Genomic DNA, 25,684 nt, shown 5'->3' on the forward strand with positions numbered 1-25,684 from the left:
TGTTGTGTTTCTTCTTTACCCTAATCTACTACATATTGAAACAAGCTTCAATAGTGAGCAATTTACACTTAATGCCAAATGGTATATTGCCGCCTTTTTAATCTGTATGACTTTAAAAAAATAGAACCAAAGTTACAGCTTTTACTTTTTAAAAGTCCATTTATCGTTCGCATATTTCTTCCGTTCGATTTCCCGTACGAATTCCTGTTGTGTTGCTGTCAATTCAAATGGTTCAAGCGTGATATCGAGCGCTTCTTCAAAACCTTTTGAAAATGCGTGCACACATTCTTCCACTGAAATGGAACGACTTGCCAAGCGATCGATTGCCACTGCCTTTTCCGGCAAACTTTTACGCATACGTTCGCGCTGTGTTTCCGTTTCGAATTTAAACAGGGATACAAGCTTGTTCTCGTCAAGGCTCAGTAAAATTGCGCCATGTTGTAGAATAACACCTTTTTGCCGGGTTTGGGCACTTCCAGCCACTTTCTTTCCTTCAACAACGAGCTCATACCAACTTGGCGCATCAAAGCAAACAGCACTTTTAGGTTTTTTCAAATCCGTACTCTTTTCGACTGTATCCGGAACAGAAAACGCCGCATTCAAACCGAGGTTTTGAAATCCTTTCAAAACACCTCCCGAAATGACACGGTACGCTTCTGTAACCGTTTCCGGCATATCCGGGTATGCCTCGCTAACAATAACGCTATATGTAAGTTCATGCTCATGTAGAACGCCTCTGCCGCCAGTTGGACGTCTAACAAAACCGAGACCGTTTTTTTTCACTTCATCCAACTCAATTTCTTTCTCAACACTTTGGAAATAGCCAATCGACAGTGTAGCAGGCTGCCATTCATAAAATCGAAGCACTGGGCCGATTTCCCCTTTACTATGCCATTCCAACAATGCCTCGTCGAGTGCCATGTTGAATGAAGCAGTACATTTTCCCGAATTAATAAAATGCCAAACTGTTTTTCCCATCCCAAGTCCCCCTCTGCAACGTCTACCATTTTATCATTCTCATTGAACTAGCGCCAATATATCTTTATAATAAAAAGGTATAGAGAAAAAGGGGGAAGACGTTTTGGATTTTTATATTTTGGGGGCAGTATTGCTTGTCATTATCGTATATATGGTTGTCACCATGTTACGTCTTCGCAAAGCCGTCACTAACTTAACGCAAGGTGAATTTATCGAAGGCTATCGCAAAGCGCAACTCATCGATGTACGTGAAACAAAAGACTTTGATGCGGGACATATTTTAGGTGCACGGAACATTCCTTACTCCCAGTTCCGTCAACGGCACAAAGAAATTCGCCCGGACAAGCCTGTCTACCTGTATGATCAAAATGGTGGCAAAAGTGCTCGTTCTGCGCTTCTGTTAAAGAAAAAAGGCTATGAACAGCTCTACCATTTGCAAGGCGGGTTCCGTCAATGGACAGGCAAAGTAAAAAGTAAAGGATAACAAAGTTCTTCCTTCGGGGAGGGCTTTTTATTTAGTTAAAAGTTATTGCAGATAAAATTAATTTTTTCATCAAAAAACGATTCCCCTTTCGCAGGAGGAATCGTTTTTTTCTTTATGAAATTATTTTTTTATATAACGTAGCACGGGTTGACGAGCTGCTTTCGTTTCATCAAGACGACTGATGACCGTTGTATGCGGTGCATTTTGCACTACTTCTGGATTCTCTTCTACTTCTTTCGTAATTTGAATCATTGCCTCAATGAAATCGTCCAATGTTTCTTTTGACTCCGTCTCTGTCGGCTCAATCATCATGCCCTCTTCAACATTTAACGGGAAGTAGATTGTTGGCGGATGATAACCAAAATCAAGCAATCGTTTCGCCATATCAAGTGTACGGACACCAAGTTTTTTCTGTCGACGACCTGAAAGGACAAATTCATGTTTACAATGCTGTGAATACGGAAGATCGAAATACGGTTCCAATCTGCGCATCATATAGTTTGCATTCAGTACCGCATATTCAGTTACAGCTTTCAAACCATCAGGTCCCATTGAACGGATATACGTATAGGCACGCAAGTAAATGCCGAAGTTTCCGTAAAATGGTTTTACTCGACCGATTGATTGTGGTCTATCATATTCAAATGTTAACGTATTGTCTTTTTTAATTAGTACCGGTTTCGGCAGGTAAGGAATAAGCTCCTTCTTCACCCCAACAGGTCCTGAACCCGGTCCTCCACCACCGTGAGGTCCCGTGAACGTTTTGTGCAAGTTTAAATGGACGGCATCAAAGCCCATGTCGCCAGGACGTACTTTTGACATAACAGCGTTCAAGTTCGCACCGTCGTAGTACAATTTACCACCAACACCGTGAACAATTTTCGCCATTTCTAAGATATCTTCTTCGAAAAGACCAAGTGTATTCGGATTCGTAAGCATTAAAGCGGCAGTATCCGGTCCGACTTTCGCTCTCAAGTCTTCAATGTCAACAAGTCCATTTTCATTCGACTTAACTGTAATTGTGTCAAAGCCTGCAACTGTGGCGGATGCCGGGTTTGTACCATGGGCAGAGTCGGGAACGAGTACTTTTGTGCGCTCAAGATCACCATTCGCTTCATGGAATGCACGGATCATCATAAGGGCCGTCCACTCGCCATGTGCTCCCGCAGCCGGTTGGAGTGTCACTTCATCCATACCCGTAATTTCGTTCAAATGTTCTTGCAGGTCATACATAATCTCCAATGCACCTTGGACAGTCGACTCATCCTGCAACGGGTGGATATTTGCAAAACCCGGGAAACGTGCAACAGATTCGTTAATTTTCGGATTGTACTTCATCGTACAAGAACCTAAAGGGTAAAATCCAGAATCAATTCCGTGATTACGATTTGAAAGCGCAGTGTAATGACGCATAATATCGAGTTCGGAAACCTCCGGTAATTCAGCGACTTTTTCACGAACAAACCCTTCGGCCAATAACTCAGAAAGGTCTATTTCAGGGACATCAAGTTCAGGAAGACTGTAACCAATCCGACCCTCTTTAGTATTTTCAAAAATCAATGGTTGGTTATCTTTATGCATGAAGGGCCTCCATTTCCTGCACAAGTGCATCAATTTCTTGGACAAGTGCATCAATTTCCTCTTTTGTACGCTGTTCCGTAACAGCAATCAATGTATGATTAGCCAGTTCTGGATATGTTAAACCAAGATCATAGCCGCCGAGAATTCCTTTTGTGAAGAGATGTGCGTTCATTTCTTTCACAGGCATTTTACAATCAATAACAATTTCATTGAAATGTGCTCCATCAAATTTCACATTGAGGCCTGCTTTTTCGAATTCATTTTTTGCATATCTTGTTTTAACAATATTCTGATAAGCTATTTCCTGCGTGCCCACTTTTCCAAGGGCCGTCATAGCGACTGAAGCGGCAAGTGCATTCAGAGCTTGGTTCGAACAAATATTTGATGTCGCTTTTTCACGGCGAATATGTTGTTCACGTGCTTGAAGTGTAAGTACATACCCACGTCGTCCCTCGTCATCCGTTGTCTCGCCAATTAAACGTCCCGGAACTTTCCGCATCAATTTTTTGTTTACAGCGAAGTAACCGCAATGTGGTCCACCGAATGATTCAGAAATTCCGAACGGTTGTGCATCTCCAACTGTAATATCCGCTCCCAGTTTCCCTGGGGGTGTGAGTACACCGAGTGCTAGCGGGTTGGATGAAACAACGAATAACCCACCATTATCATGTGTAATTTCACCGATTTTTTCGATGTCTTCGATTTGACCGAAGAAATTTGGATATTGGACAAGTACTGCCGCAGTATTTTCATCAATTAATTCATTTAATGCAGCTACGTCCGTTATACCGTTTTTATGGGGAATTGTAACGACTTCAATTGATTGCCCAAATGCATAAGCTTGAACAACATCACGCGCTTCGGGATGTATCGTCTCAGAAACAAGTAATTTCTTTCTTCTTGTATGCCCTGAAGCAAGTGTACCCGCTTCAGCAAGAGCCGTTCCGCCATCATACATAGAAGAGTTCGCAATATCCATACCTGTCAATTCACATATCATTGTCTGGAATTCAAAAATCGCTTGTAGTTCACCTTGAGAGATTTCTGGTTGGTAAGGTGTATACGCTGTGTAGAATTCTGAACGGGAAATGACGTGATCAACTATAATCGGCTTATAATGATCGTAGACACCCGCACCAAGGAATGATGCGTATGAACGTGCATCCGCATTTTTTGCGGCCAACTGGGCTAATTCCTTTATCAATGAAGATTCTGATTTAGCTTTTTTAATCTTGTATTCACCTTTGAATCTTACTTCTTCAGGAATATCCGCAAAAAGTTCATCTACCGAAGTAATACCGATGGTTTGTAACATTTCATCTCGATCAGTTTCGGTCATTGGAATGTAACGATGGTTCATATCCACTTATCCCCTTTTCCTATAAGTTAATTGTTAAGAACGTTTATAAAATGGCGTTGCAATTAGGATAGCTTTCAACCGCTTTGTACGGATTTCGACTTCCACTTCCGTGCCCAATTCAGTATGTTCGCGGTTTAATAATGCAAATCCGATATTCTTTTTAAGTGTCGGCGATTGAGTACCCGTAGTCACTTCACCAATTTCCTCTTCACCCAGGAAGACTTTATAGCCAGTACGCGGAATCCCTTTATCAATCATCTCTATACCAACCAGTTTGCGCGGTATACCATTCTCTTTTTGAGAAATAAGCACTTCTTTACCATTAAAGTCTTCTTCCTTGTTCACTTTCACGACAAAGCCGAGACCTGTTTCAAGTGGTGAAATATCTTTTGTTAACTCTTGCCCGTAAAGTGGTAATCCAGCTTCAAAACGCAATGTATCACGGGCACCTAAACCTGCTGGTACAACACCTTCACTTTCACCTGCTTTAAGAATCTCAGGCCATAACGCAACGATTGCTTCAGGTGAACCATAAATTTCAAAACCGTCTTCACCTGTATAGCCAGTACGTGAAACAAGTACAGTGTGACCTGCAATCACGACATTGTCTTTAAAACGGAAAAACTTAATGTCTGCAAGAACTTCGTCTGTCAGTTTCTGAAGGACACTTTCAGCTGCAGGGCCTTGTAAAGCAATAAGTGCATAATCCGCTGATTTGTCTTCAATAACAACATCAGGTGTTGCAAATTTCTTCATCCATTCAAGGTCTTTTTCAATATTCGACGCATTGACAACAAGTAAATAATCATTTGTACCTCTTTTGTAAATAAGAAGATCATCCACTGATCCCCCGTCTTCATAGCACATAACGGTATATTGTGCTTGCCCGTCTTTTAACTTCGATACATCGTTTGTAACGATTTTCTGTAGATAAGATAATGCACCAGCGCCGCTTACAAGTATTTCACCCATATGGGAGACATCAAATAGCCCCGCTTTTGTACGAACTGCTTCATGTTCAGCTTTGATACTTGTAAACTGAACAGGAAGCTCCCATCCACCAAAATCAATTGTTTTTCCACCATAATTTTTGTAACTATCAAAAAGAGCAGTCCGTTTTAATGATTCAGTCAAAACTCATTCCCCCTTTAAATTCCGATAAAAAAAGACAGTGGTCCCCTATAGTAAGAGAACCCCTGTCCTTGTACCTGAAAGTTTCACCTTGCGGCTTTCCTCGTTGGTGGCCAGTTTAAACTGGCACTCTCCAGAGATGCGTCCTGTAAGAGTCTTTTTTGCCTGAGAGATTCATAACGATTGGTTACTTGCTCCTTCGGCGACGCTTTCGCGTTCTCTCCTCATACAATCATTCGCGTTATTCAATTCAATCGAAAACGATTAAGATTCGGACAACTAATGTCCTTTCGCCTTATATCTTAACATTAGATTTATGTAAGCGCAACAAATTTTAAATGCGGTGATTTTAACGAACAAAGTTGGTATACTTCGTAATGAATGTTCGTGTTTAAGCTAAAAAGAAAAGTTTTCATTTAATTAAAACGAAGAAAAACGGAAATCCAAAATAGACCTCCGTTTCCTTTCTACTTTTCTCCTTTTAATCTGCCAATTTGAAATGCAATATAATCTGTAATATCGCGCAATGATCGAAATTCTGTTTCAACTTTAAAGTGGGCAGTTTTTAAATAATGAGGCTTTCGCTCATTGAAAAGAAATTCAAGTTCGGCACGTGTCGACCGCTGTACAATTGGTCGATTCTTATCTGTAGAAATTCTACGCCAAATATCGCGAAAAGGTGCATTGAGGAAAAATACCAGGCCTGTTTTCCGCATGATTTCCCTATTTTCTCTTCTCATAGGTACACCACCACCTGTCGCGATAATACAAGATTCATCTCTAAATGAACGAAGAAACTCCGTTTCCATCTCCCGAAATCGTAATTCGCCGTACTTTTCAAAGATTTTTGGTATGGGCATTCCCATTTTTTTCACTATTTCTTTATCCATGTCGTAATATGGCATTTTCGTAACGAAACTGAGACGTTTACCAATCGCGCTTTTTCCGCATCCCATATAACCGACCAAATATACTTTTTTCATGTCATCACCCATCCGATAGGGCGCTTTCGAGTATTCACTCGCCCCGTTTCATCGTTTTCACCGTTTCGTTTTCATAGTATGTGCCTAGAGAATCATAAGTCCTGTATAGACTATCATGCCATGAAACGATAGAGAAAAGAAAGAGGCTAATGAAAAATAATAATACGATTGCCGCAACAAGCACCACTCCCCGCTCATTCCGGATAGAGTCCAACGACAAAACTCCTTCCTTTCCGGGTTCCGTCAACCATCAGAACGTCGGTGGTCAGTGTACTACCATCAAGTGAAAAAGTGACTTCTTTCACGTTCGTGAACAATGGGATATGACCATTCTCCTTTACTCTTTTCCGAATGGTGCTACTTCTTTGTTCGATAATGATTGAATCAGTTCCTTTCCATAAACGAAGTGAGCTACCATCAAGGGGATCATCAATAGCAGTAACATCCGACAACACAGACTGCATATCCACAGCGAATAATTCCCATTCTGTTGACGTGTAATCAGCATATTGGCGTTCAATAGGTCCTTTCCAGAAAAAGAACAGTAAGAAAAACTGGATGAAAATAGCCATTATAAGTAGATGAAACATACTTTCAAGAAGCGAATACCCTCCCTCATCCGATGAATTCAAAAATCGACACATTTGCTTAACTCCTCACCGAAAGGCGTGTAAGACACACATACTGACTGTTCATCGATAACCCAATCATAGTCTACATCTTTCACTTGTCGAGTTCCTTCTGTTAATCCATATGCACTAAAAGTGATAGCACCTTGATAAGCAGTTTCAGCTGCAACCATTGCGGCCTTTTTTAACTGAAGATTCACCGTCATCGTAGATGCAAAAGGGAGTAATGTTCCAAATGTGACCATTATGATCGCTAAAGCTAGCAACGATTCCGGCCATGAATACCCATCATCCTTTATGAAGAATCATCCTCCCTCTTTGAAATTGGAAAGTGATATTGATGGTACCTGAACTTGTTCCTATAGCTAAAACACCAAACTTCGCAATATCTCCGTTCGAGTAAAAATCAACATACTTTATCGAGCTGGAACTTATATACTTCATCCCTTTAGGGAATGTGGTTCTAGCAAACTCGGACCCTCCCTGAACAGAAGTAATATATGTCGTTCCTGAATTCGTGAATTGCAGTCTTGTCCTTACATTATTAGCAATTGAATAGGCTTGTAAGTTATGAATGGACGCAATTAGAGATTGTAGTGCAGCCTCCTCCGTTGTAGTCCGAATCCATTTGTCTCCAAGCGGTATGATAATCACTGTCATGATAGATACGACGGAAAGAACAAGCAGCAATTCAAGAAATGTAAAACCGCTGCTTTTATTCGCCACCGCTTGTCCCATCAGCTTTTCCAACTTTTCCATCTACATCTATTTTGAGTTGTGTACCGTCAGGACACTGTGCTCCTTCGGGGAGGTATCCCTTAGCCGAGAGTTCCTCTATCGATTTAGGAATACTGTGTTCGTCCATTTTATAAGCTTCCACCTCTCCTTGGACCATTTTCAAATATGCTGCACAGCCTTTTTCGTCAATCGATTTTGAGTGCTTTGTCACATTTGGGATGGCTATCAATATCAGAACTGAAATGATCAGCAACACAATCATCATTTCTATCAAAGTGAAGGCCTCTTCACCTTTTAATCGTTTCATCTTTTTACCCCCTTCAAAAGTTATCCATCATTCCATATACAGGTAATAGTAAGGCAAGATAAGCAGCTAAAATGCAAATGGCAATCAGACTAAATAAAATTGGTTGAAGTAAAGCCAATCCTTTTGAGAGCTGTCGATCAATCGTTTCATCAAGTTGTTCGCTATAAAGGGTCAATTCTTTTGGCAAATAACCACTATCTGCTCCATGTTTTGCAAAAGCGGACATTTGCGCCAGTAACCCATCTGTCATCTGAACGGCCATATGAAAAGGTTCACCGTAAACAACTAATTCACGTACATTTTTTGCCATTTCACCAAGTATTGGATCTAACTCCTGATTATTTAAAATATCTAATGCATCCTGCATAGATAAGCCCGAGTGGAGAAGACTTCCTAGTTCACCAGAAAATACTCTTGTTTTATATTCTGAAAAGAACACACCGATAATAGGTAGTGATAAAAGAAAACGGATTTTTTTTGCTGGCTCCATTTTCCTAAATGCAACATAACAACCAGTCGTGATAAGTAGCATGATAAGGATTACTCCAACGATGACATCTGGTATCTTTGACACAATTTGCGGAAGGGACGACACAAACCCATTCGATTGACCCTGTCTAGAAAGCGCTAAGGCCTCCATATTTGGCAAGAAAAATTTCCTGAAAGCGAAAAGCAAGGCTGCAATGAATACAAATAAAACAGCTGGATATGCAAGTAGATTTTTAAATTTCTTTTTCTTCTCTTCCGCACTTTTTAAACGTTCCGCCATTCCCCGTAAGGCATGAGCCAGTCGGCCGTCCATTTCCGCGATGGCGACAGGAAGTAACGCACTTGTTGTAAAACCAAGCCGCTTTAAGATATGCGTTACATCCTGCCCTTCCTTAAAATCATTATCTATAAGGGTAAGTACATCTGTATATTCCTTACAGTGATACGGCAATAATAGATTTAGACCATCATTGAATGTATACCCTTCCATTAAGAGGACGGAAAGCCTTTCGAGAAAAGCCGGTCGATTATCGAGAACAATACCCTTTCTAAAAGAAAAGTTTTTTATAGTTTTATCCATGACGACCTACATGTAGTGAATTGTATTTTTGAACAAGCGCCTCTATCCTTAATTCATCAGGCATATGGACTCGTTCTCCATTCATGATTGAATCGGTCATTTGATCGAGCATCTCCCCTTGGATAATTTCAAACACGGCACTGACTTCGTCATTTGCTTTTCTAACAAGTCGCTGTGTCGAAATACAAACAACCGTTTGTCTCAACTCTTCCGCCGAAATACCAAAATCCAACATTCTATAAAAACAGCCTGCCGGATCTTTGGAATGGACAGTTGTAAGGACTAGATGTCCAGTTAGCGCTGCCTGAACAGCTACTTTGGCAGTTTCACTGTCACGAATTTCGCCTATCATAATCACATCTGGAGAATGGCGTAGAATCGCCTTCAAACCTGTGGAGTATGTCATCCCCGAACGTTCATTGACTTGAATTTGTAATAAATGCGAGTGATTGTTTTCAACCGGGTCCTCAAGTGTAATAACATGTCGTTCTAGATTATTCACACAATGCGCAGTTAGCGAATAGATGGTTGTTGTTTTTCCACATCCGGTCGGCCCTGTCAATAGTATGAGTCCTTGCTGCTCGGATACTGCATTACGCAACATATTGCCCCAAGAATCTTCCAGACACAATTCGTCAATCGATACAATTTTGTCATGTTTTTGAAGACGAATCACAACACTTTCTTTCATCTGTATGGAAGGTATAGTTGAAACTCGAAATGAAAAATTTACACCTTCTATTTGTTTATGGAATGACCCACTTTGTGGTTTTCGTTTATCGCTTATGTCAAGTGACGAAAGAAACTTGTAAAATGAAATCATACGACTTGCAAGTTGTGGGGGAAGCGATCCATACTTATCGAGTCTTGCATCTTTTTTAAATGAAACATCATAGCCATCTAGTGTCGGCACAAGATGAATATCATTCGCTTCGTAAACAATGGCTTTTTCGAGTAATCGGAAGCATTTGTGTTCAACAACATTATGTTGCTTATCCATTCAACACCCCTCTTTCACCTAAAACGGGTAATTCGCGTTAAACTATAAAGCGGAAGACCACTTTCCGCAATGGAACGGATATTGCTTTCTCCGTCTTAGATCAAAGTATACGGATGAACGAGTAAGTTGGGAATGGTTTTCCTCAAAGCCGAATTGTGTATTCATTAAAATGGCCTATTTCTCGTTTTTGACCCCAAAATCCGCCTTAAAAACCCGTTTTCAAGAAATGGCGAACAGTTTATATTTTTTACACGTCTTTGTCACAATGAGAGAACGATTGTAGTTTACATCTACGGTCGCTATCCTTTATAATGAATGTGAGCTTATTGTAATGTTTTATAAGGAGGGACACACACATGGATAACATGTTCAAGCTGTTGGGCTTCTGGACAGGCATTTTCGCTGTAATGTTCTTTATTGGCGACATGCTACCAGCTGCACTTCTTTTTGTTGCGAGCACGGGGTTCTTCCTTCTACTTGGATATTTGAACCTGACTGAACGCATGTATATGTATTTATTTGGAGCTTATTTGATGGTTTTCATGGTCGGATTCAGCTACTACTCAACATTCATACATGTACCAGGTGCTGGTCACTAAAAGTACAAAACAAAAAAACAGCCAATACGGCTGTTTTTTGTTTACCTATTTTCAATTAAGTTAAAAGCCATTCAAAAACGGATTCGTATCTTTCTCGTCTATAGGTGTTGTCGATGCTTCGTGACCCGGGTAAAGTATAAAATCATCATCTAGCGTCAATAACTTATCATGGATCGAGGCAAGTAATTCATTCGTATTACCACCTGGTAAATCTGTTCTTCCAATACTTCGTTTAAACAACGTATCGCCAACGATTGCAAAATGATCATCGCTGAATACATATGTTACACTTCCTGGTGAATGACCTGGTGTATGCTTCACTTCAAATGTAAAGGGACCAATCTCCATCAAACCTTCTTTAGTTATAAGATGGTCTGCTTTTCGAATGCTGACCCGCGGCAGTGTTGGATAGCGCGCTGAGCCATTTAAATCAGCATTAGAAAGCCAATCCTGTTCATCTTCATGAATATATACTGGAATGAAAAACTTATCACGTACAATGTCAACTGCCCCAATATGGTCGAAATGCGCATGCGTCAAGAGAATTGCACAGGGTGTCAATTCCGCTTTCTTCACTTTCGCTATAATGCGCGCTCCCTCTTCGCCCGGATCTACAATCAAACAATTGCCTTTATTATCTTGTATAATATAACAATTTGTCTGAATCGGACCAAGCGGGTATGTACTCACTTTTAGCATATTATTATCCACCTCAATTATATAGTACAAAAATGTCTTGGCGTTTTCAATTAATCGTCACTAATTAGCCTCGACAAATACAGATGCAACTTGTACAATAGATATTGAGTATTGCTATATTGGCATTCATTTTTTTTACAGTTGAAAGGAGTGTCTTCTAAATGAACTTATTAATGATCATTTTTGGACTTATTGCGATTCTTGCAGTAGTTGGCACAGTTCAAGCCTTTAAAGAGCGCAACGTTTTAAGTATATTATTTAACGTAGCGACTGCAGTCGTATTCGGGGCTTTCACCGTTGCGACAATTGTGTACCAAGGATTTCCACCATCCCTACATTAATAATAAAAAACATCCATTGCTAACTGGCAATGGATGTTTTTTATTTACAGAATGAATTCCATTGAATCTGCCATAGCGCTAAGGGGGATGCCTCCCTCCTCTTATAAGATGTCTACGGCTGCACATACACTCTATTCAAGACACCAGGCCATCTGTGGGCTCTGCCCCTTCATAAAGTCTCGACTAAACAAGAGGCTATTGTTTTCCTTATGAAAATATAAGCCATTCTGTCTCTTTTTTCGATTCAATATCGATTAGTTTTTCCCCTTCATAACCTGTCAGACATCTATCACCCATCGGCGAGCAACGGAGTTTTCCCGCCACACTTTCATTTCGGAGAACCTCTCGCTGTCCATCAACCACTTGAATAAGCTGGTATGGTTCATCGAGCTCATCCAACAATCCACCCTTTTCCGGTCCGGTCATGATAACCTTATTTTCTGTTAACCAATCTATTTCAGTAAACACCCACTCCGAATAATTACTGACAGCTGCCATTGTCCATTGAGAACGTATTTCTTTATTCGAACCCATTATTGAGTAATTTATATTCCCTTGGTCATCTAATTGCCCGATAAGCGCTGAATCTTTAAATGTATCAATATAAATGACACCACTGACATCCCACTCATCCCAAGATTCATATGTATAGTCATAGACATGCAATTTTCCGCCATCCAATGAATGTCCTTCTACTTCTTGAGTAATAATTTTGTTTGTGCCCAGCCACTTCGGGAATGGAGCATCTATTGGAAGCAAGCCAAACTGCTCGTTATTACCATCAAATAGAAATATATCGAACGACCAATCCTGATGGAATGATGTGAAAAGGATAAGAGCAGGATCAATATCATTCCATTCAATTTCTAGTTCGCTAGAATCGATAGAAAACTCATGTTGAACAATCCCATCCAAGCCTATTAGTTTAATATCGGCAGATGTAGAATTATCACTTGTATGTAGTAAAATAGTCTTTTTCGAGGGATGGACAAGAACATCGATAATAATGGAGGAATCTTCATACAATGTGGTGGATTCACCCGTTCCAAAATCGAATGTATTCAGTAAATAAAAACCATTTCTTTTTTCGACATATAGTAACTTCGTTTCAGATAACCAATCCGCAACGAAATGAAATGTAGCTCGATCAGTCTCAAGTTTATTTAGGCTTTTTTCATTTTCATCAAGAGTTGATACCTCTGGCTTCTCTGACTGTAATTCATCATTAGTGCCATCCATCTTTTGGGTTCACCCAGTTAAAAGCGGAATCATCAAAGCGATGGCACACATCCCTCTTTTCACCGCATTTCCTCCTTTCTTATTTCATTTCATCTATGTATAAGTAAAAAAATTCTGCACGAGTAAACCCGTGCAGAACGTTTTTACTTATTTTGAGGCGTCCTTTTCCGGACTAACTTCATTTTTTTCTTTGAATCTAAGTAAATCACCATTTATTATCAAATCAGAATAACCAAGTTCTGTTGCTGTTCGTTCTATGAACGGTTCACATTCAGCACTATCTGTTTCCTCACCTGTTTCACTATCATAACAAACCTCTTTCGCATAGACATTTTTGTCAGTGACAAAACGTCCGTCACGGAAAGGTACGAATTGTTCGTGATCTGGTGAGAATAAATCTGCACCCATTTGCATGTCGCCTTTTGTATCAATACCGGCTAAATGCAAGATTGTTGGTCTCAAATCAATTTGACCTGCCACTTCTTTTACTTCATGACCTTTTCCATATCCAGGAATGTGGATATAAAGCGGAACTTTTTGCAAAGTCGCATTATCGTAAGGTGTTATTTCTTTATCCAAATACATTCCCATTGCTTTGTTATGGTTTTCTGAAATTCCGTAATGATCCCCATACATAATAATAATCGAATTATCATATAAGCCGCTTGCTTTTAAATCATCGAAAAAGAGTTTTACTGCTTCATCCATATAACGAACTGTTTGGAAATACCTATTTAACGTGTTTGAATTCGAATCATATTCTGGAATAGATATATCCTCTTCCCCTAAAGTGAACGGGTGATGATTCGTTAACGTAATCATTCTTGAATAGAATGGTTTTGGCATACCCTTCATTATCTCAACAGATTGGTCGAAGTATGGCTTATCTTTCAAACCCCAACCGACAGAATTACTTTCATCTACGTCGTAGCTTTCCACATCATAAAACTTTTCTGTACCCAGTGCTCCATACATAATATCCCGATTCCAGAAACTACGGTTATTCGCATGCATTACATTTGTGTAATAACCATTTTCACCTAATCGTTCGGACAGTGAATCAAATGTATTCCCACTATTCGTGAAGAATACTGCACTATCACTTTTACCAAATAGTGAATTTTCTAGGATGAACTCTGAATCTGACGTTTTACCAAGCCCAGTCTGGTGATAAAATTCCGAGAAATAGAATGTGTCAGGATCACGAGTAAGCTCGTTCAAGAAAGGAGTGATTTCATTTCCATTCATTTCATTATTAATGACAAAATTTTGTAGTGATTCTAATGAAACTGTGATAACGTTGCGTCCTTTCGCAATTCCGTACATTTCTGGATCCGGAGCCGCGTAGTTTGCATTGATATAGTTACCTACTTCCACTAATTCACTGCCATCTGCAAGTGCACGCTGAGCGTGTGTTTTAGACTGAATGAATAAATCATAGATATGGTAGTTATATGTTCCAATATTTTTCACTAATAGCTCTCTATCAAAACTACGTGTTAAGAGTTGAGGCCTTTCCATTTCAGCGAGTCCAAGGTTAATCATTAAAATCGCGGCAGTCGCGACAAAATAAAGTTTACGACCAATTTTGCTCCGTATATCATTATGATCCCCTTGAGGAATATAACGAATAGCCAAAGCAATAATAATGACATCTGTAAAGAAAAAGACATCCAACAAATGCATATTTGTAGTTACTGAAGAAGATAAATCTCTGAAATTACTTGTTTGAAATAGAACAGGTAATGTGATGAAGTCGTTGAAAAAACGATAAAAAACTGCATTACTAAACATAATAATAGAGGTAATTATACTAATGGAAAGTATATATATGTTGCGTTTTTTTGCATTCTTTATAAACAAAGCGATTCCATATATGAGCAATAAAAAGCTTAATGGATTCATGAAAAGAATGAACTGTTGCATTACGTTTTCGATTTTAAGATTAAAGCTTGTCAAGTACCCAACATATGTTGTAATCCATGTTGCAATGATTGCAATGATGAGTACGGAATGTTTCTTCCAGGCTACTTTCTTCATTCCATCTCTTCCTTTCAAAAAAAAATAGTGTGTATATAGGTTGAACTAAAGATTTATTCCATCCAAAACCGCTACAGCGCTTCAAGTCTGCCGTCAGGCGTATAGATACGGCTATTCCTTGTAAGGCGCTTTTGCTGGTTTTCATATTGAATCATTAATACAACATATATAGGTTTTGTATTATCATATAAGGCACGCACTATATAATAGACGGTCGAAACAACGAAAAGTTTCAAATGCAGTTAAAAAAGTTTCAAAGTACCTACCACAAAGGTCTTTCCTCATAGCTCTGACAACTTACGCCTTACTATAAGTACCGCCATTAAATAATCCTCTTTCAGGATTAACCCGTTATCATAAAGGCTTTTTACTTCGGATTGTATAAGTTCGATATCCGACTTACGGTCTCCAGTATACACATAAATGCCGAATCTTTTCAATAACTGAAGTACTCCATAGTAATCTTTCATTTCCCACCCGCTTTACAACGTATGAAGCCATTTTCAGTGATAATCAAGCCGAGAGGAATATCATGCATTTCCTTAGGCACGTTTTTGTGACCCGTTTGAAACTCAAATGCAAGAGCGAGTATCTTTCCTTTAAAACCGGGCAGATAACGATCATAATAGCCGCCTCCAAAACCTATTCGATACCCTTCTGGAGAAAAAACAACTCCAGGAACAATTTGAAGATCAATATTTCCTTTTCCAACTGATTCCGTTTCCGTAATAATCGGCTCCAATAAGCCCATATAAACTGTCTCTAAATTATCATACGATGAAATGGTCCTAAAATCCATAGCCCGTGTATCATTGTTGCATTTTGGAACACAAACACGTTTTCCATTCTTCCATGCAGCTTCGATAATTGGCCGCGTATCTACTTCTGGGAATTTGGAAATTGTCAAACCTATTGTTGAAGACTCTCTGAATTCATCAGATTCAATTACCTGGTTAGCAATTTTTTGGGACAATCTTTGATACTGCGAACTGTCCATTGTTTTTAATTGGTTTAGTATTTTAGTTCTCAAAAGTTTTTTACTCATTTACTATACCCCCATAATGGAAAGAAAAAACCAAAACCGGTAAAGGTTTTGGCATGAGCGATTATTTTGTTTCACGATGCAAAGTTTGTTTCATTTCACGTGAGCAATATTTTTTCATTTCAAGTCGTTCCGGATTGTTACGCTTGTTTTTCTTAGAAATATAATTGCGTTCACCGCATTCTGTGCAAGCTAGTGTTACATTTACGCGCATGATTGTCCCTCCACTCATCAGGAATATAAAATGTATATGAGCATGATTTATACGACTTACCAATTGTACCACATGATTAATAGATGTCCAGCGGAAAGAATGAAATTTCTTTAATGGATTCGGTATGATAAAATGATGGTTAGTATGTATTCTAAGGAGTGGTGAAATGAACATTGCGATAATCCTACTCATTATTGGACTCATAAGTATTCTAGCCTCTTTTTTCTTCGGACATTCCGCACGTAATTATGAAGATGAATTGGAGAAAGTTTCAATTAGTCTCCATCAAGAGACGAGCAACTTGAAAAAAAGACTAAAAGTCGTCGAAGAAGAGTTAATGGTTGGTGTCAATCCGATTCCATCAGCAAGAAGAAGCGTCAGGGGTCACCAACGTCCATCAAAATCGAAACCCGTACATGAAATCATCGTCAATCAAATCCTATCTTTGCACGCCCAAGGGTATTCTATCGACGCTATTGCTAAACGGTCTTCTTTGTCGAATGATGACGTGACCGTAGTATTACGTTCGAAAGGCGTGGTTTTATGATTCGTGAAGTCTTGCGAACGATTGGTGTTGCATGCATAGTAGCTGGTGGTTTACTATATTTCATATCTAGCGGGGATATAGGAGGGCAATCTGATGGAAAGCGGCTTCAAGTCAAACTAGACCAATTACAAAAGGAACTAGATCAGACGAAAGAGATGCTAGCAATTGCCCAAACAGTCTCTTCATCCGAAAAAAAGCCAGTTGAACAGAAGAAAAAAAAGAAGGAAGAAAAAGCTATATCTAAAACCGAACCTACTAAACCAATTGTGAAAACCATTTTAACGATTGACCCTGGTTCAAATTCAGCAGTTGTTTCTGCACTATTAGAAAGGACTGGCGTCATCGATGACGCAGCGGCATTTGATGCCTACCTTGCGGATAATAAGTTAACAGGAAAAATACAAATTGGAGACCATGAGGTAGATTCCTCCATGGACTTTCAAACAATTGCCAAACAAGTGACCTCGGTCAATTAAAAAAACAGCACATAAGTGCTGTTTTTTTAATTGAAGAATAAAAATGTATCCGCATTTTAACAAGTATATTTATGACTCTTCATAAATATACTTTTACTTTCCTTCTTTTGTATCCTCTGGGTAAGCGGGTTTTATCTGGAAAGCTGTCGTTGGATCATTTACTTTTGATCTTTTCTCTTTTAACTCAAAATACAAATCTGCTGCCGCTCGAGCAAGGTCGTTATTCGGATGAGGGTATTTATTATAAGACGTCGATACATGCGGAACAACAACTGCGTAAGCAATTTCCGGCTTGTCAAACGGTGCAAAACCGACATGCGTTACAGATACTGTTGGAGTTCCCCATTTACTGCGGTCTTCTCCATCATAATAAGAAGTTTGTGAAGTTCCTGTTTTCCCCGCCGCCGTATATGAGGTGCCTTTGAAGGTACTCCCTCCTGTCCCCCTGGATCCATAATACGTATATTGCATTCCCCGCTTAACTTGTTCAATCTCTTTATCTGTGTTTTCAATGCGATTCAACACATTAACTTCGGTTTCCTGAAGTAATGGACCAAATGTTTTACCGTCAACGGACGGCTCATGAATTTCTTTTAATAGTTTCGGAGCAATGCGGTAACCCCCGTTTGCTACAGTAGAAACATATTGGGCAAGTTGTAGAGGTGTGTAATTGTCATATTGACCTATCGCCAAGTCCAATAACTTACCTGGCTCACTTAGAATAAGGGCTGGTGGGTCGTCAACTCTCTCACCAGGTAAATCGATACCCGTTCTTGCTCCTAAACCAAATGATGCATAACTTTCCCGTAACTTATCAAAAGCATCAAAATCTATTTTCAAACTAGATCCTTTTCTATAAGAATAGTTACCGATTCCCATAGCAATTTTAAACATATACACGTTGGAAGAGCGTCCAATCGCTTCGATATCATTTATCGCAACTCGTGAATATTGATTGAAAAGTGATGATTTTTCAGAGCCACCATAAAAGTATAGTCTTTCATCTATTTTCACTTCTCCGACACGGGCTGCTCCATATTCATATCCAGCTAGGAGCGTTGCCATCTTCACTGTGGACCCCATCGCATACGAAGTTGTAAATGTGCCGAAAGCATAATCTCTTATTTCAAGCCTGCCCGTTTCTTTATCCCGAACCACTTTTTTACCAACAAGTGATAAAATTTCACCGGTATTCGGATCCATCATTATTACAAAAGCTCGATCCAATAAAGAGGAACCCGCGCCTTTCTTCAATTCCAATAGTTTTTTGGAAACGATATCCTCTAGCTTATATTGTAATTCACTATCAATCGTTAAGATTAAATCTTTACCGGGCTCGCCTTCTTTAATGGTTTTCGTTTCTACAACATGATTGTTCCTATTTTTCACGTTTTTCACAACTGTTTTTTGACCTTTTAGTAATTCTTCATAATATTGTTCTAGATAGCTTCTTCCAACACGGTCATTTCTTGAATAATCTCTTGCCAAGTAATAGTCTAAATGCGATTTCGGAATGCCTTCAATCGGACTTGTCGTTGTACCTAGTATCGTGCTCGTTGATAATTTGACCCGATCCCAGTCTGTCGTCGTGTCAACGCCTGGCAGCTCATTAAGCCGTTCAGAAACAGATGCAAATTCTTTTTCAGTAACTCCGTCACTTTTTACAATTTGTGGAGAATACGCATACCCCGACATCATTTCACGATATATAGCAAGTACTTCAAGTTGCTCATCCGAAAACGAGTTCAATTCTTCTTCTGTAATACGTTCACGTGTAAGACGATTGATTTTACGTTGTGCTTCCGACCGTGAAAGTGAACTTTCTCTTTCAATTATAAGTTGTTCCTTTTTTGTAACCTTCTTTAATGCTTCTTCTTGATTTGTTAAAATCCAAAAGTCCCGTTTATCGCCAATCGTTACACGTTTCGTATCTTTCTCAATAAAAATTGCAAGTTTTCTTGCGATATCTAACATGTCATGAGATGTGGTCAATGACGTCTTTGTATATGTAATGGCATTCTTCGGTTCATTGTCAACCAATATTCTACCCGTGCGGTCAAATATCCGGCCTCTGGGAACACTGGTGTTAACAGGGATTTCTTCAGTCCGTTCGAGTTCGCGCGTGTATTCTTCACCTTTTACAATTTGTAAATAGCCTAGGCGAAGAATAAGCAATGAGAAGAGGATGAATATCGAAAAGAATAAAAAGTTCATCCGAAATGCAATATGTTTGCGTTGTCGTATTTTTGCCTGATCCGCTTTTCGAACCTGCTTTTTCATAATTATTCCCCTCCTTCTTCAAGTTCCCTATAGGATTATAACATCCAAAATAGAAAAAGCACACATCTTGACGTACAAGATGTGTGCTTAGTTCCCGTTTCGCTATTATTTACCGTAACGTTTTGCAACTTCGTCCCAATTGACAACATTCCAAAATGCAGAAATGTAATCAGGACGACGGTTTTGATAGTTCAAATAGTACGCGTGTTCCCAAACATCAAGACCGAGGAGAGGTGTTTTACCTTCCATAATCGGCGAATCCTGATTTGGTGTTGACATTACTTCAAGTTCACCATTATTTAGTACAAGCCAAGCCCATCCTGAACCGAAACGAGTTGCTCCAGCTTTTGCAAATTCTTCTTTGAATGCATCAAAGCTTCCGAACTTCTTGTCGATTGCTTCAGCAAGTGTGCCGGAAGGTTTTCCGCCACCGTTCGGTGAAAGAATTTCCCAGAAGAATGTATGGTTAGCGTGTCCTCCACCATTGTTACGGACAGCAGTTCTTTTCGCTTCAGGAACAGCGTCAAGATTTGCAATAAGATCCTCAATTGACTTGCTAAGAAGTTCTTCATTTCCTTCAAGTGCATTATTCAAGTTTGTTACATACGCGTTATGGTGTTTGTTGTAATGGATATTCATCGTTTCTTTGTCAATATGAGGTTCTAGTGCATCCTGTGCATAAGGTAGTTCTGGTAGTTTGTAAGCCATTTGTCCATTCCTCCTAGTGAGTTTCATAAATATGCTGCATAGTTAACATTATCAAAACTATGATTTTCTTTCAAACAAAATGGACTATTTTTCTTAATCATTCACTTCTCATTTTACGAACATTACAAATACGACAATCATCACACCCATAACAATCCCTTTTGTCAAAACAGATGTAAAAAATCCAACCAGAGAGCCTATACCCGTCTTGATGGATTGCTTAACCCCCGACCTTGAGACAACGAGTTCAGCAATGACTGCACCTAAAAACGGACCTACGAGAATGCCAAATACAGGAATGACAAACGGTCCGATTAGAAGACCGATTGTACTTCCCCACATTCCAGCTTTAGATCCTCCAAACTTTTTGACACCTACTAGATTCGATAATGTATCTGCACCAAAAAGTAATAGAATGAACAACACTTGAATAACCCAAAATAGAACAGTCATTCCTTCGAACGTATCGAACAATCCATATAGAAGAAATCCACTCAATATAAAAAATGCAGAAGGAATAATTGGGTAGACAAGACCGATAAAAGCCACGATGAACATGATGATTGTAAGTACCCATGCGATTATCTCCATAATTGTCTCCCCCAACTATTTATATTATATCCGGTCTCCAAGAACCGCCTCCGCAATATTCACAGCATGATCGCCAATTCGTTCAAGATTCGAAACAATATCAACGAATACCATTCCTGATTGCGCAGAACATTGTCCTTCGTTAAGCCGCATAATATGGTTCTTTCTGAATCTTCGTTCCATTTTATCGATCAAATCTTCTTGCTCTGCAACTGTTTTTGCTAACTTAATATCACTTAAGTTTAGTGATTCGACCGCTTTCCCGACCGTTCCGATTGTCAATCCAAACATTTCAGTAAGGTCTACCATGGCACTTTCGGTCAGTTTAACACGGTTTACGTCACGATAATCGATTAATTCCACAATATTTTCAAAATGATCACCAATCCGTTCAATATCCCGAACCGTATCCATTAACATGAAATGACGAGCGGATTCGACAGGCGATACGCCTCCGGTAGATGAAATTTCGATTAAGTAATCCGTAATTTTTCGATCTAAGTTATTAATCGCATCCTCGATTTGGTAAGCTGTCTCTGCATGTTTTTTATTGGCTGTTTTCAGGTATTCAAATGACTCTTGTAGTCCCTGTACAGCAAATTCACCCATGCGAATAATTTCTTCTTTCGCTTGTCCCATTGCAACAGAGGGTGACTGATCAATGAAATGACGATCTAAATGTTTCGGCTTATACTCAATAGTAACATCTTCCCCAGGAATTAGTTTAGTTACTAACCACGCCCATGCCCCAATTAACGGAAATTGGATGATTGTATTGGCAATGTTGAAAGAACCATGTGCGAACGCAATCTGCATTTTATTTTCAAGCATAAGAAGAGAAGAAAGATATTCAACATAGGCAGTAAAAGGGACAAGTAACAACATGAACAAGACCGATCCTACAATATTGAATAATACGTGAGTCGCTGCTGCACGTTTCGCTGCTACTGAAGCGCCGATTGAAGCAAGTACTGCTGTAATCGTTGTTCCAATGTTATCGCCAAAAAGAACAGGTAGGGACGCTTGCAATGTAACGAGATTTTCAGCATAAAGCCCTTGTAAAATACCCACTGTCGCACTTGAACTTTGTACGACCAGTGTAAAGACTGTTCCAACGACTACACCGAGTATTGGCTGATCGCTTAGCGAAACCATGAGGTCCGTAAAAGTACTTAATTCACGTAATGGTTTCATCCCGTCACTCATTAATTCTAAACCGAGGAAAAGTCCACCGAACCCAAATACAACTTCACCAAAGTTTTTAACTGAGCTTTTCTTTATGAAGAAGATAAGAAATGCACCGAACGCCATTATCGGCAGTGCGTATGCGCCTACATCCAATCCAATGATAAACGCAGTTATTGTCGTTCCGATATTTGCGCCCATTACGACTCCGATTGCTTGACGGAGCGTCATGAATCCTGCGCTGACAAGTCCAACTGTGATGACTGTCGTTCCTGAACTAGATTGGATAAGAACAGTTACAATAATACCGACAAGTACACCCATGAAAGGATTCGTCGTAAAGCGATCAAGAATTGTCCGAAGCCTGTCCCCTGCAGCTTTTTGGAGACCATCACCCATATACTTTATAGCGAATAGGAAAATCCCGAGTCCGCCAAGAAATTGAAAAGCCATTTCCTGCCAGTTTGTTTCCATTGAGCGGTCAACCTCCATCATACGTTTTACTTTTCAACCTATTATGCTTATACCAGTTGTTGAATGTAAATAGAAATGAAGCAATCTTTACATTCCCTTAACAATCGGTTTACAAAAAGCCATCAATCTGTCGATTTTATTTTTCACACCTAGTTAGAAAGAAAATGGTAGACTAGTGAGATGTGAGGAGGTGTCGTTGTGAAGTTCCATCAAATTTTTAAAGCTGCCATTCACGAACCTAAAAAACTTGCGGCTTTTCGTTTACTGCCTATCGGTAAAGTATTCCGTTACGTCTTTATATTCGTTACACTCCTTACGCTCATCTCCTTTTCCCGCTATTTGATAGGCGATACAGCCTTTTTCGAATCATCACCGGAACTTAAGAAGCATGGAGAAAAGATTGGTTGGCTCATTTACCCGATAGCTTTCGTGTTGCAAATTGTTATTAGTACGTTTTACGTTTTCATCCGTATAAGTGTTTTTGCGTATATTGGTCTCTTATTGGTAAAATTAATGAAAAGACGCGGCCAATACCAGCACATGTTCAAAACGTCCGCTATTGCGATGACGGTCCCTATACTTTTGACTATTTTGTTGGATTTCAATCCTTTGCTGGGTATTATCAACTTACTCATATCATCAGTCATCCATTTCATGTATATCGGCGCAGCAGCAAGGTATTATCCAAAAAAGTTAAAATGAATAATCCTCCCAATCGCGCATATAGTGGCTGAAGGGGGGATTTCCATGAGAATACTACTACTCGCAGCTTTATTATTTATCACAATCCATTTTATCCGTCTTGATCTTGCGGAAGGTACAATCCCACTTGCCTCTTTTTCCGCTAAAGAAATGCAATGTGAAGATAAAAAAGACATTCAAACTATTTCGGTTAAGGCGGTTGAAGGCGATACTATTGAAAGTCTATTCGCATTATATCCTGATCCCACTTTAAGTTTTGTGGAAAGGTTAGCTTCTTTTTATGCCTTGAATCCGCATTTGCAGAACCAGGGGATCATAGGAGGAATAAAAATTGTGTTGCCTCTTCCTCAATTAGCAACTGAATCATGCATAGAATTGGGCTGATGAGAGTTGTCCCTTGTCTTTTTAGTATATTGATTGATAAAATAGTAATAGCTTTGAGGCTATGGCCAATTAAGGAGAGAGAATCAAATGAATGAAATGATAAAAAGAACAAATACACGGCCCGTACGAGTTGGGAATCTAACAATCGGCGGTAGTAACGAACTTTTCATCCAAAGTATGACAACTACTAAAACACACGATGTGGATGCGACAGTAGCGGAAATTTTACGACTTGAAGAAGCAGGTTGCCAAATTGTCCGTGTTGCCTGTCCCGATGAACGTGCAGCTTATTCCATTGGCGCAATCAAAGAGCGTATCAATATTCCGCTAGTTGTTGACATACATTTTGACTACAAGTTAGCTTTAATCGCAATTGAACAAGGGGCGGACAAAATCCGCATCAACCCAGGCAATATCGGTAGACAAGCTAAAGTAGAGGCTGTCGTCAACGCAGCTAAAGCGAAAGGTATTCCAATCCGTATCGGGGTTAACGCCGGTTCACTTGAGAAAAAGATACTTGAAAAATACGGATACCCGACGGCGGACGGTATGGTTGAAAGTGCACTTCATCACATTAAAATTTTAGAAGACCTCGATTTCCATGACATCATCGTGTCTTTAAAAGCATCTGATGTAAGTCTTGCGGTTGAAGCATATCAGAAAGCCGCTGCTGCATTTGATTATCCTTTGCACTTAGGCATAACAGAATCGGGTACTCTATTTTCAGGTTCTATCAAGAGTGCAGCAGGACTTGGTACACTGCTCTCCGCAGGCATCGGTAACACAATGCGTGTTTCGTTAAGTGCAGACCCCGTCCAAGAAGTGAAAGTTGCACGTGAATTACTGAAAATATTCGGTTTATCGTCAAATGCTGCGACACTTATTTCGTGCCCGACATGTGGACGGATTGAGATTGACCTAATCAAGATTGCCAATGAAGTGGAAGAATATATTTCGCATATTAAAGCACCACTAAAAGTTGCTGTTTTAGGCTGCGCAGTAAACGGTCCCGGTGAAGCACGCGAGGCCGATATCGGTATAGCAGGTGCACGTGGAGAGGGCCTTCTCTTCATGAAAGGGAAAACAGTTCGTAAAGTGCCTGAGGCAACAATGGTCGAAGAATTAAAAATAGAAATTGACAAACTGGCTGAAGAATACTTTGAAAATAAAAGGCAAGAAGAATTACTCGTACAAGCTGGGAAAGCAGAATGAGAAACCTTCGTTTCGGTATTGATATAGATGGTACGGTAACGAGTCCAACCTCATTACTACCGCATATCAATGCTCAATTCGGATGCAATCTTATCCTTGACGATATTAAAGAGTATGACCTAACAAAAGCCCTTACAGTCGACAAGAAATTATTTTACGAATGGTATAGCAGTGCGGAGGAAACAATTTACAGCACTTCCCCTGCACAAGAAAAAGCTAAAGAGATTTTATCTGGCTGGAAAGAGCAGTTCGAACTGTTTTACATCTCTGCCCGTGGCAATAACGTATACGATTGCACAGTGAGATGGTTTGAACAGCAAGAAATTCCATATGATCATATCGAACTCATTGGCAGCCATCATAAAATCGAAGCTGCCAAAAAGTTTCAGGTTGACGCGTTTTTCGAAGACAAACACGACAATGCCGTCGATATTCACGAAGAGCTTAACATCCCTGTCATCTTATTCGATACACCTTATAACCGAGCACCTGTTCCTGAAGGTGTTATACGGGTCTACAACTGGCAAGAAGCAGATCAATGGATTAATAAACTTTTCCTCGTTGAAAAAGCTGTAAAATAACGAGTGTGACAGCCTCCAAGTTATGAGGCAAGATGTTTTTATTCCTAATCGCAAAATGTATACGTATCAGTAAAAAATACTGTATGTGAACCTTTCAAAAGGTTCACATA

Annotated in this window: 31 protein-coding genes and 2 riboswitches; of the genes, 9 read left to right on the forward strand and 22 right to left on the reverse strand. The window is 39.6% G+C overall.

Annotated elements, in window-relative coordinates; all coding sequences use genetic code 11:
- Positions 1-141: 141 nt before the first annotated feature.
- Positions 142-978, reverse strand: coding sequence for a lipoate--protein ligase family protein (locus FILTAD_RS13255; protein ID WP_124071451.1), 837 nt, complete (start codon positions 976-978; stop codon positions 142-144).
- Between the two features lie 151 nt (positions 979-1,129).
- Here FILTAD_RS13255 and FILTAD_RS13260 point away from each other — a divergent pair, with 151 nt between their 5' ends.
- The gene (locus FILTAD_RS13260) at positions 1,130-1,462 is read left to right on the forward strand and encodes a rhodanese-like domain-containing protein (RefSeq protein ID WP_415579253.1); all 333 of its coding nucleotides are present in this window, start codon (positions 1,130-1,132) and stop codon (positions 1,460-1,462) included.
- Positions 1,463-1,582: 120 nt separating this feature from the next.
- Here FILTAD_RS13260 and gcvPB read toward each other — a convergent pair whose 3' ends face one another.
- From gcvPB to comGA, 11 genes are all read right to left on the reverse strand, one after another.
- Complete coding sequence (gene gcvPB / locus FILTAD_RS13265) at positions 1,583-3,043, reverse strand: aminomethyl-transferring glycine dehydrogenase subunit GcvPB (RefSeq protein WP_124071453.1); 1,461 nt, start codon at positions 3,041-3,043, stop codon at positions 1,583-1,585.
- On the reverse strand, positions 3,036-4,403 hold the full coding sequence (gene gcvPA / locus FILTAD_RS13270; RefSeq protein WP_124071454.1) for an aminomethyl-transferring glycine dehydrogenase subunit GcvPA: 1,368 nt from the start codon (positions 4,401-4,403) through the stop codon (positions 3,036-3,038). Before gcvPA ends, gcvPB begins: the two co-directional genes overlap by 8 nt.
- Before the next feature lie 33 nt (positions 4,404-4,436).
- The gene (gene gcvT, locus FILTAD_RS13275; RefSeq protein WP_124071455.1) at positions 4,437-5,537 is read right to left on the reverse strand and encodes a glycine cleavage system aminomethyltransferase GcvT; all 1,101 of its coding nucleotides are present in this window, start codon (positions 5,535-5,537) and stop codon (positions 4,437-4,439) included.
- Positions 5,538-5,595: 58 nt separating this feature from the next.
- A riboswitch (glycine riboswitch) is annotated at positions 5,596-5,675 on the reverse strand.
- Between the two features lies 1 nt (position 5,676).
- Positions 5,677-5,770: riboswitch (glycine riboswitch) on the reverse strand.
- A 231-nt stretch (positions 5,771-6,001) separates the two neighbouring features.
- Complete coding sequence (locus FILTAD_RS13280; protein WP_124071456.1) at positions 6,002-6,517, reverse strand: shikimate kinase; 516 nt, start codon at positions 6,515-6,517, stop codon at positions 6,002-6,004.
- Positions 6,518-6,551: 34 nt separating this feature from the next.
- Positions 6,552-6,731: a hypothetical protein gene (locus tag FILTAD_RS13285; RefSeq protein ID WP_124071457.1), complete on the reverse strand. Its 180-nt coding sequence runs from the start codon at positions 6,729-6,731 to the stop codon at positions 6,552-6,554.
- Entirely contained in the window at positions 6,712-7,161 is a 450-nt protein-coding gene (gene comGF / locus FILTAD_RS13290) for a competence type IV pilus minor pilin ComGF (protein ID WP_124071458.1), read from the reverse strand. Before comGF ends, FILTAD_RS13285 begins: the two co-directional genes overlap by 20 nt.
- Positions 7,146-7,412: a hypothetical protein gene (locus tag FILTAD_RS13295; RefSeq protein WP_148085404.1), complete on the reverse strand. Its 267-nt coding sequence runs from the start codon at positions 7,410-7,412 to the stop codon at positions 7,146-7,148. The genes comGF and FILTAD_RS13295 overlap by 16 nt, the downstream gene beginning before the upstream one ends.
- A gap of 22 nt (positions 7,413-7,434) precedes the next feature.
- Entirely contained in the window at positions 7,435-7,896 is a 462-nt protein-coding gene (gene comGD / locus FILTAD_RS13300; RefSeq protein WP_160117612.1) for a competence type IV pilus minor pilin ComGD, read from the reverse strand.
- Entirely contained in the window at positions 7,862-8,191 is a 330-nt protein-coding gene (comGC, locus tag FILTAD_RS13305) for a competence type IV pilus major pilin ComGC (protein WP_124071461.1), read from the reverse strand. Before comGC ends, comGD begins: the two co-directional genes overlap by 35 nt.
- 13 nt (positions 8,192-8,204) lie before the next feature.
- Entirely contained in the window at positions 8,205-9,260 is a 1,056-nt protein-coding gene (comGB, locus tag FILTAD_RS13310; protein WP_124071462.1) for a competence type IV pilus assembly protein ComGB, read from the reverse strand.
- A complete protein-coding gene (gene comGA / locus FILTAD_RS13315) occupies positions 9,253-10,260 on the reverse strand; it encodes a competence type IV pilus ATPase ComGA (RefSeq protein WP_124071463.1) in 1,008 nt (335 codons plus the stop codon). The genes comGB and comGA overlap by 8 nt, the downstream gene beginning before the upstream one ends.
- A gap of 356 nt (positions 10,261-10,616) precedes the next feature.
- Between comGA and FILTAD_RS13320 the strand changes: the two genes are divergently transcribed.
- On the forward strand, positions 10,617-10,859 hold the full coding sequence (locus FILTAD_RS13320) for a DUF2626 domain-containing protein (RefSeq protein ID WP_124071464.1): 243 nt from the start codon (positions 10,617-10,619) through the stop codon (positions 10,857-10,859).
- Between the two features lie 60 nt (positions 10,860-10,919).
- On the opposite strand, the gene FILTAD_RS13325 is transcribed toward FILTAD_RS13320, so the two are convergent.
- Positions 10,920-11,558 carry an MBL fold metallo-hydrolase gene (locus tag FILTAD_RS13325; protein ID WP_124071465.1) on the reverse strand — a complete coding sequence of 213 codons (639 nt, stop codon included), beginning with the start codon at positions 11,556-11,558 and terminating at the stop codon, positions 10,920-10,922.
- 161 nt (positions 11,559-11,719) lie between these two features.
- On the opposite strand from FILTAD_RS13325, the gene FILTAD_RS13330 reads away from it, so the two are divergent.
- Entirely contained in the window at positions 11,720-11,899 is a 180-nt protein-coding gene (locus tag FILTAD_RS13330; RefSeq protein ID WP_124071466.1) for a DUF2759 domain-containing protein, read from the forward strand.
- A 207-nt stretch (positions 11,900-12,106) separates the two neighbouring features.
- On the opposite strand, the gene FILTAD_RS13335 is transcribed toward FILTAD_RS13330, so the two are convergent.
- The 5 genes from FILTAD_RS13335 to rpmG form a co-directional block, all read right to left on the reverse strand.
- The gene (locus tag FILTAD_RS13335) at positions 12,107-13,138 is read right to left on the reverse strand and encodes a YqgU-like beta propeller domain-containing protein (RefSeq protein ID WP_124071467.1); all 1,032 of its coding nucleotides are present in this window, start codon (positions 13,136-13,138) and stop codon (positions 12,107-12,109) included.
- A gap of 147 nt (positions 13,139-13,285) precedes the next feature.
- Positions 13,286-15,178, reverse strand: coding sequence for an LTA synthase family protein (locus FILTAD_RS13340; RefSeq protein WP_124071468.1), 1,893 nt, complete (start codon positions 15,176-15,178; stop codon positions 13,286-13,288).
- 281 nt (positions 15,179-15,459) lie between these two features.
- A complete protein-coding gene (locus FILTAD_RS13345; RefSeq protein WP_124071469.1) occupies positions 15,460-15,648 on the reverse strand; it encodes a YqgQ family protein in 189 nt (62 codons plus the stop codon).
- The gene (locus FILTAD_RS13350) at positions 15,645-16,223 is read right to left on the reverse strand and encodes a 5-formyltetrahydrofolate cyclo-ligase (RefSeq protein ID WP_124071470.1); all 579 of its coding nucleotides are present in this window, start codon (positions 16,221-16,223) and stop codon (positions 15,645-15,647) included. Before FILTAD_RS13350 ends, FILTAD_RS13345 begins: the two co-directional genes overlap by 4 nt.
- Before the next feature lie 61 nt (positions 16,224-16,284).
- The gene (gene rpmG, locus FILTAD_RS13355) at positions 16,285-16,434 is read right to left on the reverse strand and encodes a 50S ribosomal protein L33 (RefSeq protein ID WP_124071471.1); all 150 of its coding nucleotides are present in this window, start codon (positions 16,432-16,434) and stop codon (positions 16,285-16,287) included.
- 166 nt (positions 16,435-16,600) lie between these two features.
- On the opposite strand from rpmG, the gene FILTAD_RS13360 reads away from it, so the two are divergent.
- Positions 16,601-16,981 carry a helix-turn-helix domain-containing protein gene (locus FILTAD_RS13360; protein WP_124071472.1) on the forward strand — a complete coding sequence of 127 codons (381 nt, stop codon included), beginning with the start codon at positions 16,601-16,603 and terminating at the stop codon, positions 16,979-16,981.
- Positions 16,978-17,457, forward strand: coding sequence for a hypothetical protein (locus tag FILTAD_RS13365; protein WP_124071473.1), 480 nt, complete (start codon positions 16,978-16,980; stop codon positions 17,455-17,457). Before FILTAD_RS13360 ends, FILTAD_RS13365 begins: the two co-directional genes overlap by 4 nt.
- Before the next feature lie 93 nt (positions 17,458-17,550).
- Here FILTAD_RS13365 and FILTAD_RS13370 read toward each other — a convergent pair whose 3' ends face one another.
- From FILTAD_RS13370 to FILTAD_RS13385, 4 genes are all read right to left on the reverse strand, one after another.
- Positions 17,551-19,737, reverse strand: coding sequence for a peptidoglycan D,D-transpeptidase FtsI family protein (locus tag FILTAD_RS13370; protein ID WP_124071474.1), 2,187 nt, complete (start codon positions 19,735-19,737; stop codon positions 17,551-17,553).
- 105 nt (positions 19,738-19,842) lie between these two features.
- Entirely contained in the window at positions 19,843-20,445 is a 603-nt protein-coding gene (locus FILTAD_RS13375) for a superoxide dismutase (RefSeq protein WP_124071475.1), read from the reverse strand.
- Positions 20,446-20,553: 108 nt separating this feature from the next.
- Positions 20,554-21,036: a DUF456 domain-containing protein gene (locus FILTAD_RS13380; RefSeq protein WP_124071476.1), complete on the reverse strand. Its 483-nt coding sequence runs from the start codon at positions 21,034-21,036 to the stop codon at positions 20,554-20,556.
- A gap of 24 nt (positions 21,037-21,060) precedes the next feature.
- Positions 21,061-22,695, reverse strand: coding sequence for a Na/Pi cotransporter family protein (locus FILTAD_RS13385; protein WP_124071477.1), 1,635 nt, complete (start codon positions 22,693-22,695; stop codon positions 21,061-21,063).
- A 198-nt stretch (positions 22,696-22,893) separates the two neighbouring features.
- Between FILTAD_RS13385 and FILTAD_RS13390 the strand changes: the two genes are divergently transcribed.
- The 4 genes from FILTAD_RS13390 to FILTAD_RS13405 all read left to right on the forward strand — a co-directional run bounded on the left by FILTAD_RS13390 (position 22,894) and on the right by FILTAD_RS13405 (position 25,574).
- Complete coding sequence (locus FILTAD_RS13390; protein ID WP_124071478.1) at positions 22,894-23,397, forward strand: DUF1189 family protein; 504 nt, start codon at positions 22,894-22,896, stop codon at positions 23,395-23,397.
- A gap of 45 nt (positions 23,398-23,442) precedes the next feature.
- A complete protein-coding gene (locus FILTAD_RS13395) occupies positions 23,443-23,781 on the forward strand; it encodes a tail protein X (RefSeq protein WP_124071479.1) in 339 nt (112 codons plus the stop codon).
- Positions 23,782-23,868: 87 nt separating this feature from the next.
- Positions 23,869-24,993, forward strand: coding sequence for a flavodoxin-dependent (E)-4-hydroxy-3-methylbut-2-enyl-diphosphate synthase (ispG, locus tag FILTAD_RS13400; protein ID WP_282432589.1), 1,125 nt, complete (start codon positions 23,869-23,871; stop codon positions 24,991-24,993).
- Complete coding sequence (locus FILTAD_RS13405) at positions 24,990-25,574, forward strand: 5' nucleotidase, NT5C type (protein ID WP_124071480.1); 585 nt, start codon at positions 24,990-24,992, stop codon at positions 25,572-25,574. Before ispG ends, FILTAD_RS13405 begins: the two co-directional genes overlap by 4 nt.
- Positions 25,575-25,684: the final 110 nt, after the last annotated feature.

This window comes from Filibacter tadaridae (assembly GCF_900609045.1).
Taxonomy (GTDB): Bacteria; Bacillota; Bacilli; order Bacillales_A; family Planococcaceae; genus Sporosarcina; species Sporosarcina tadaridae.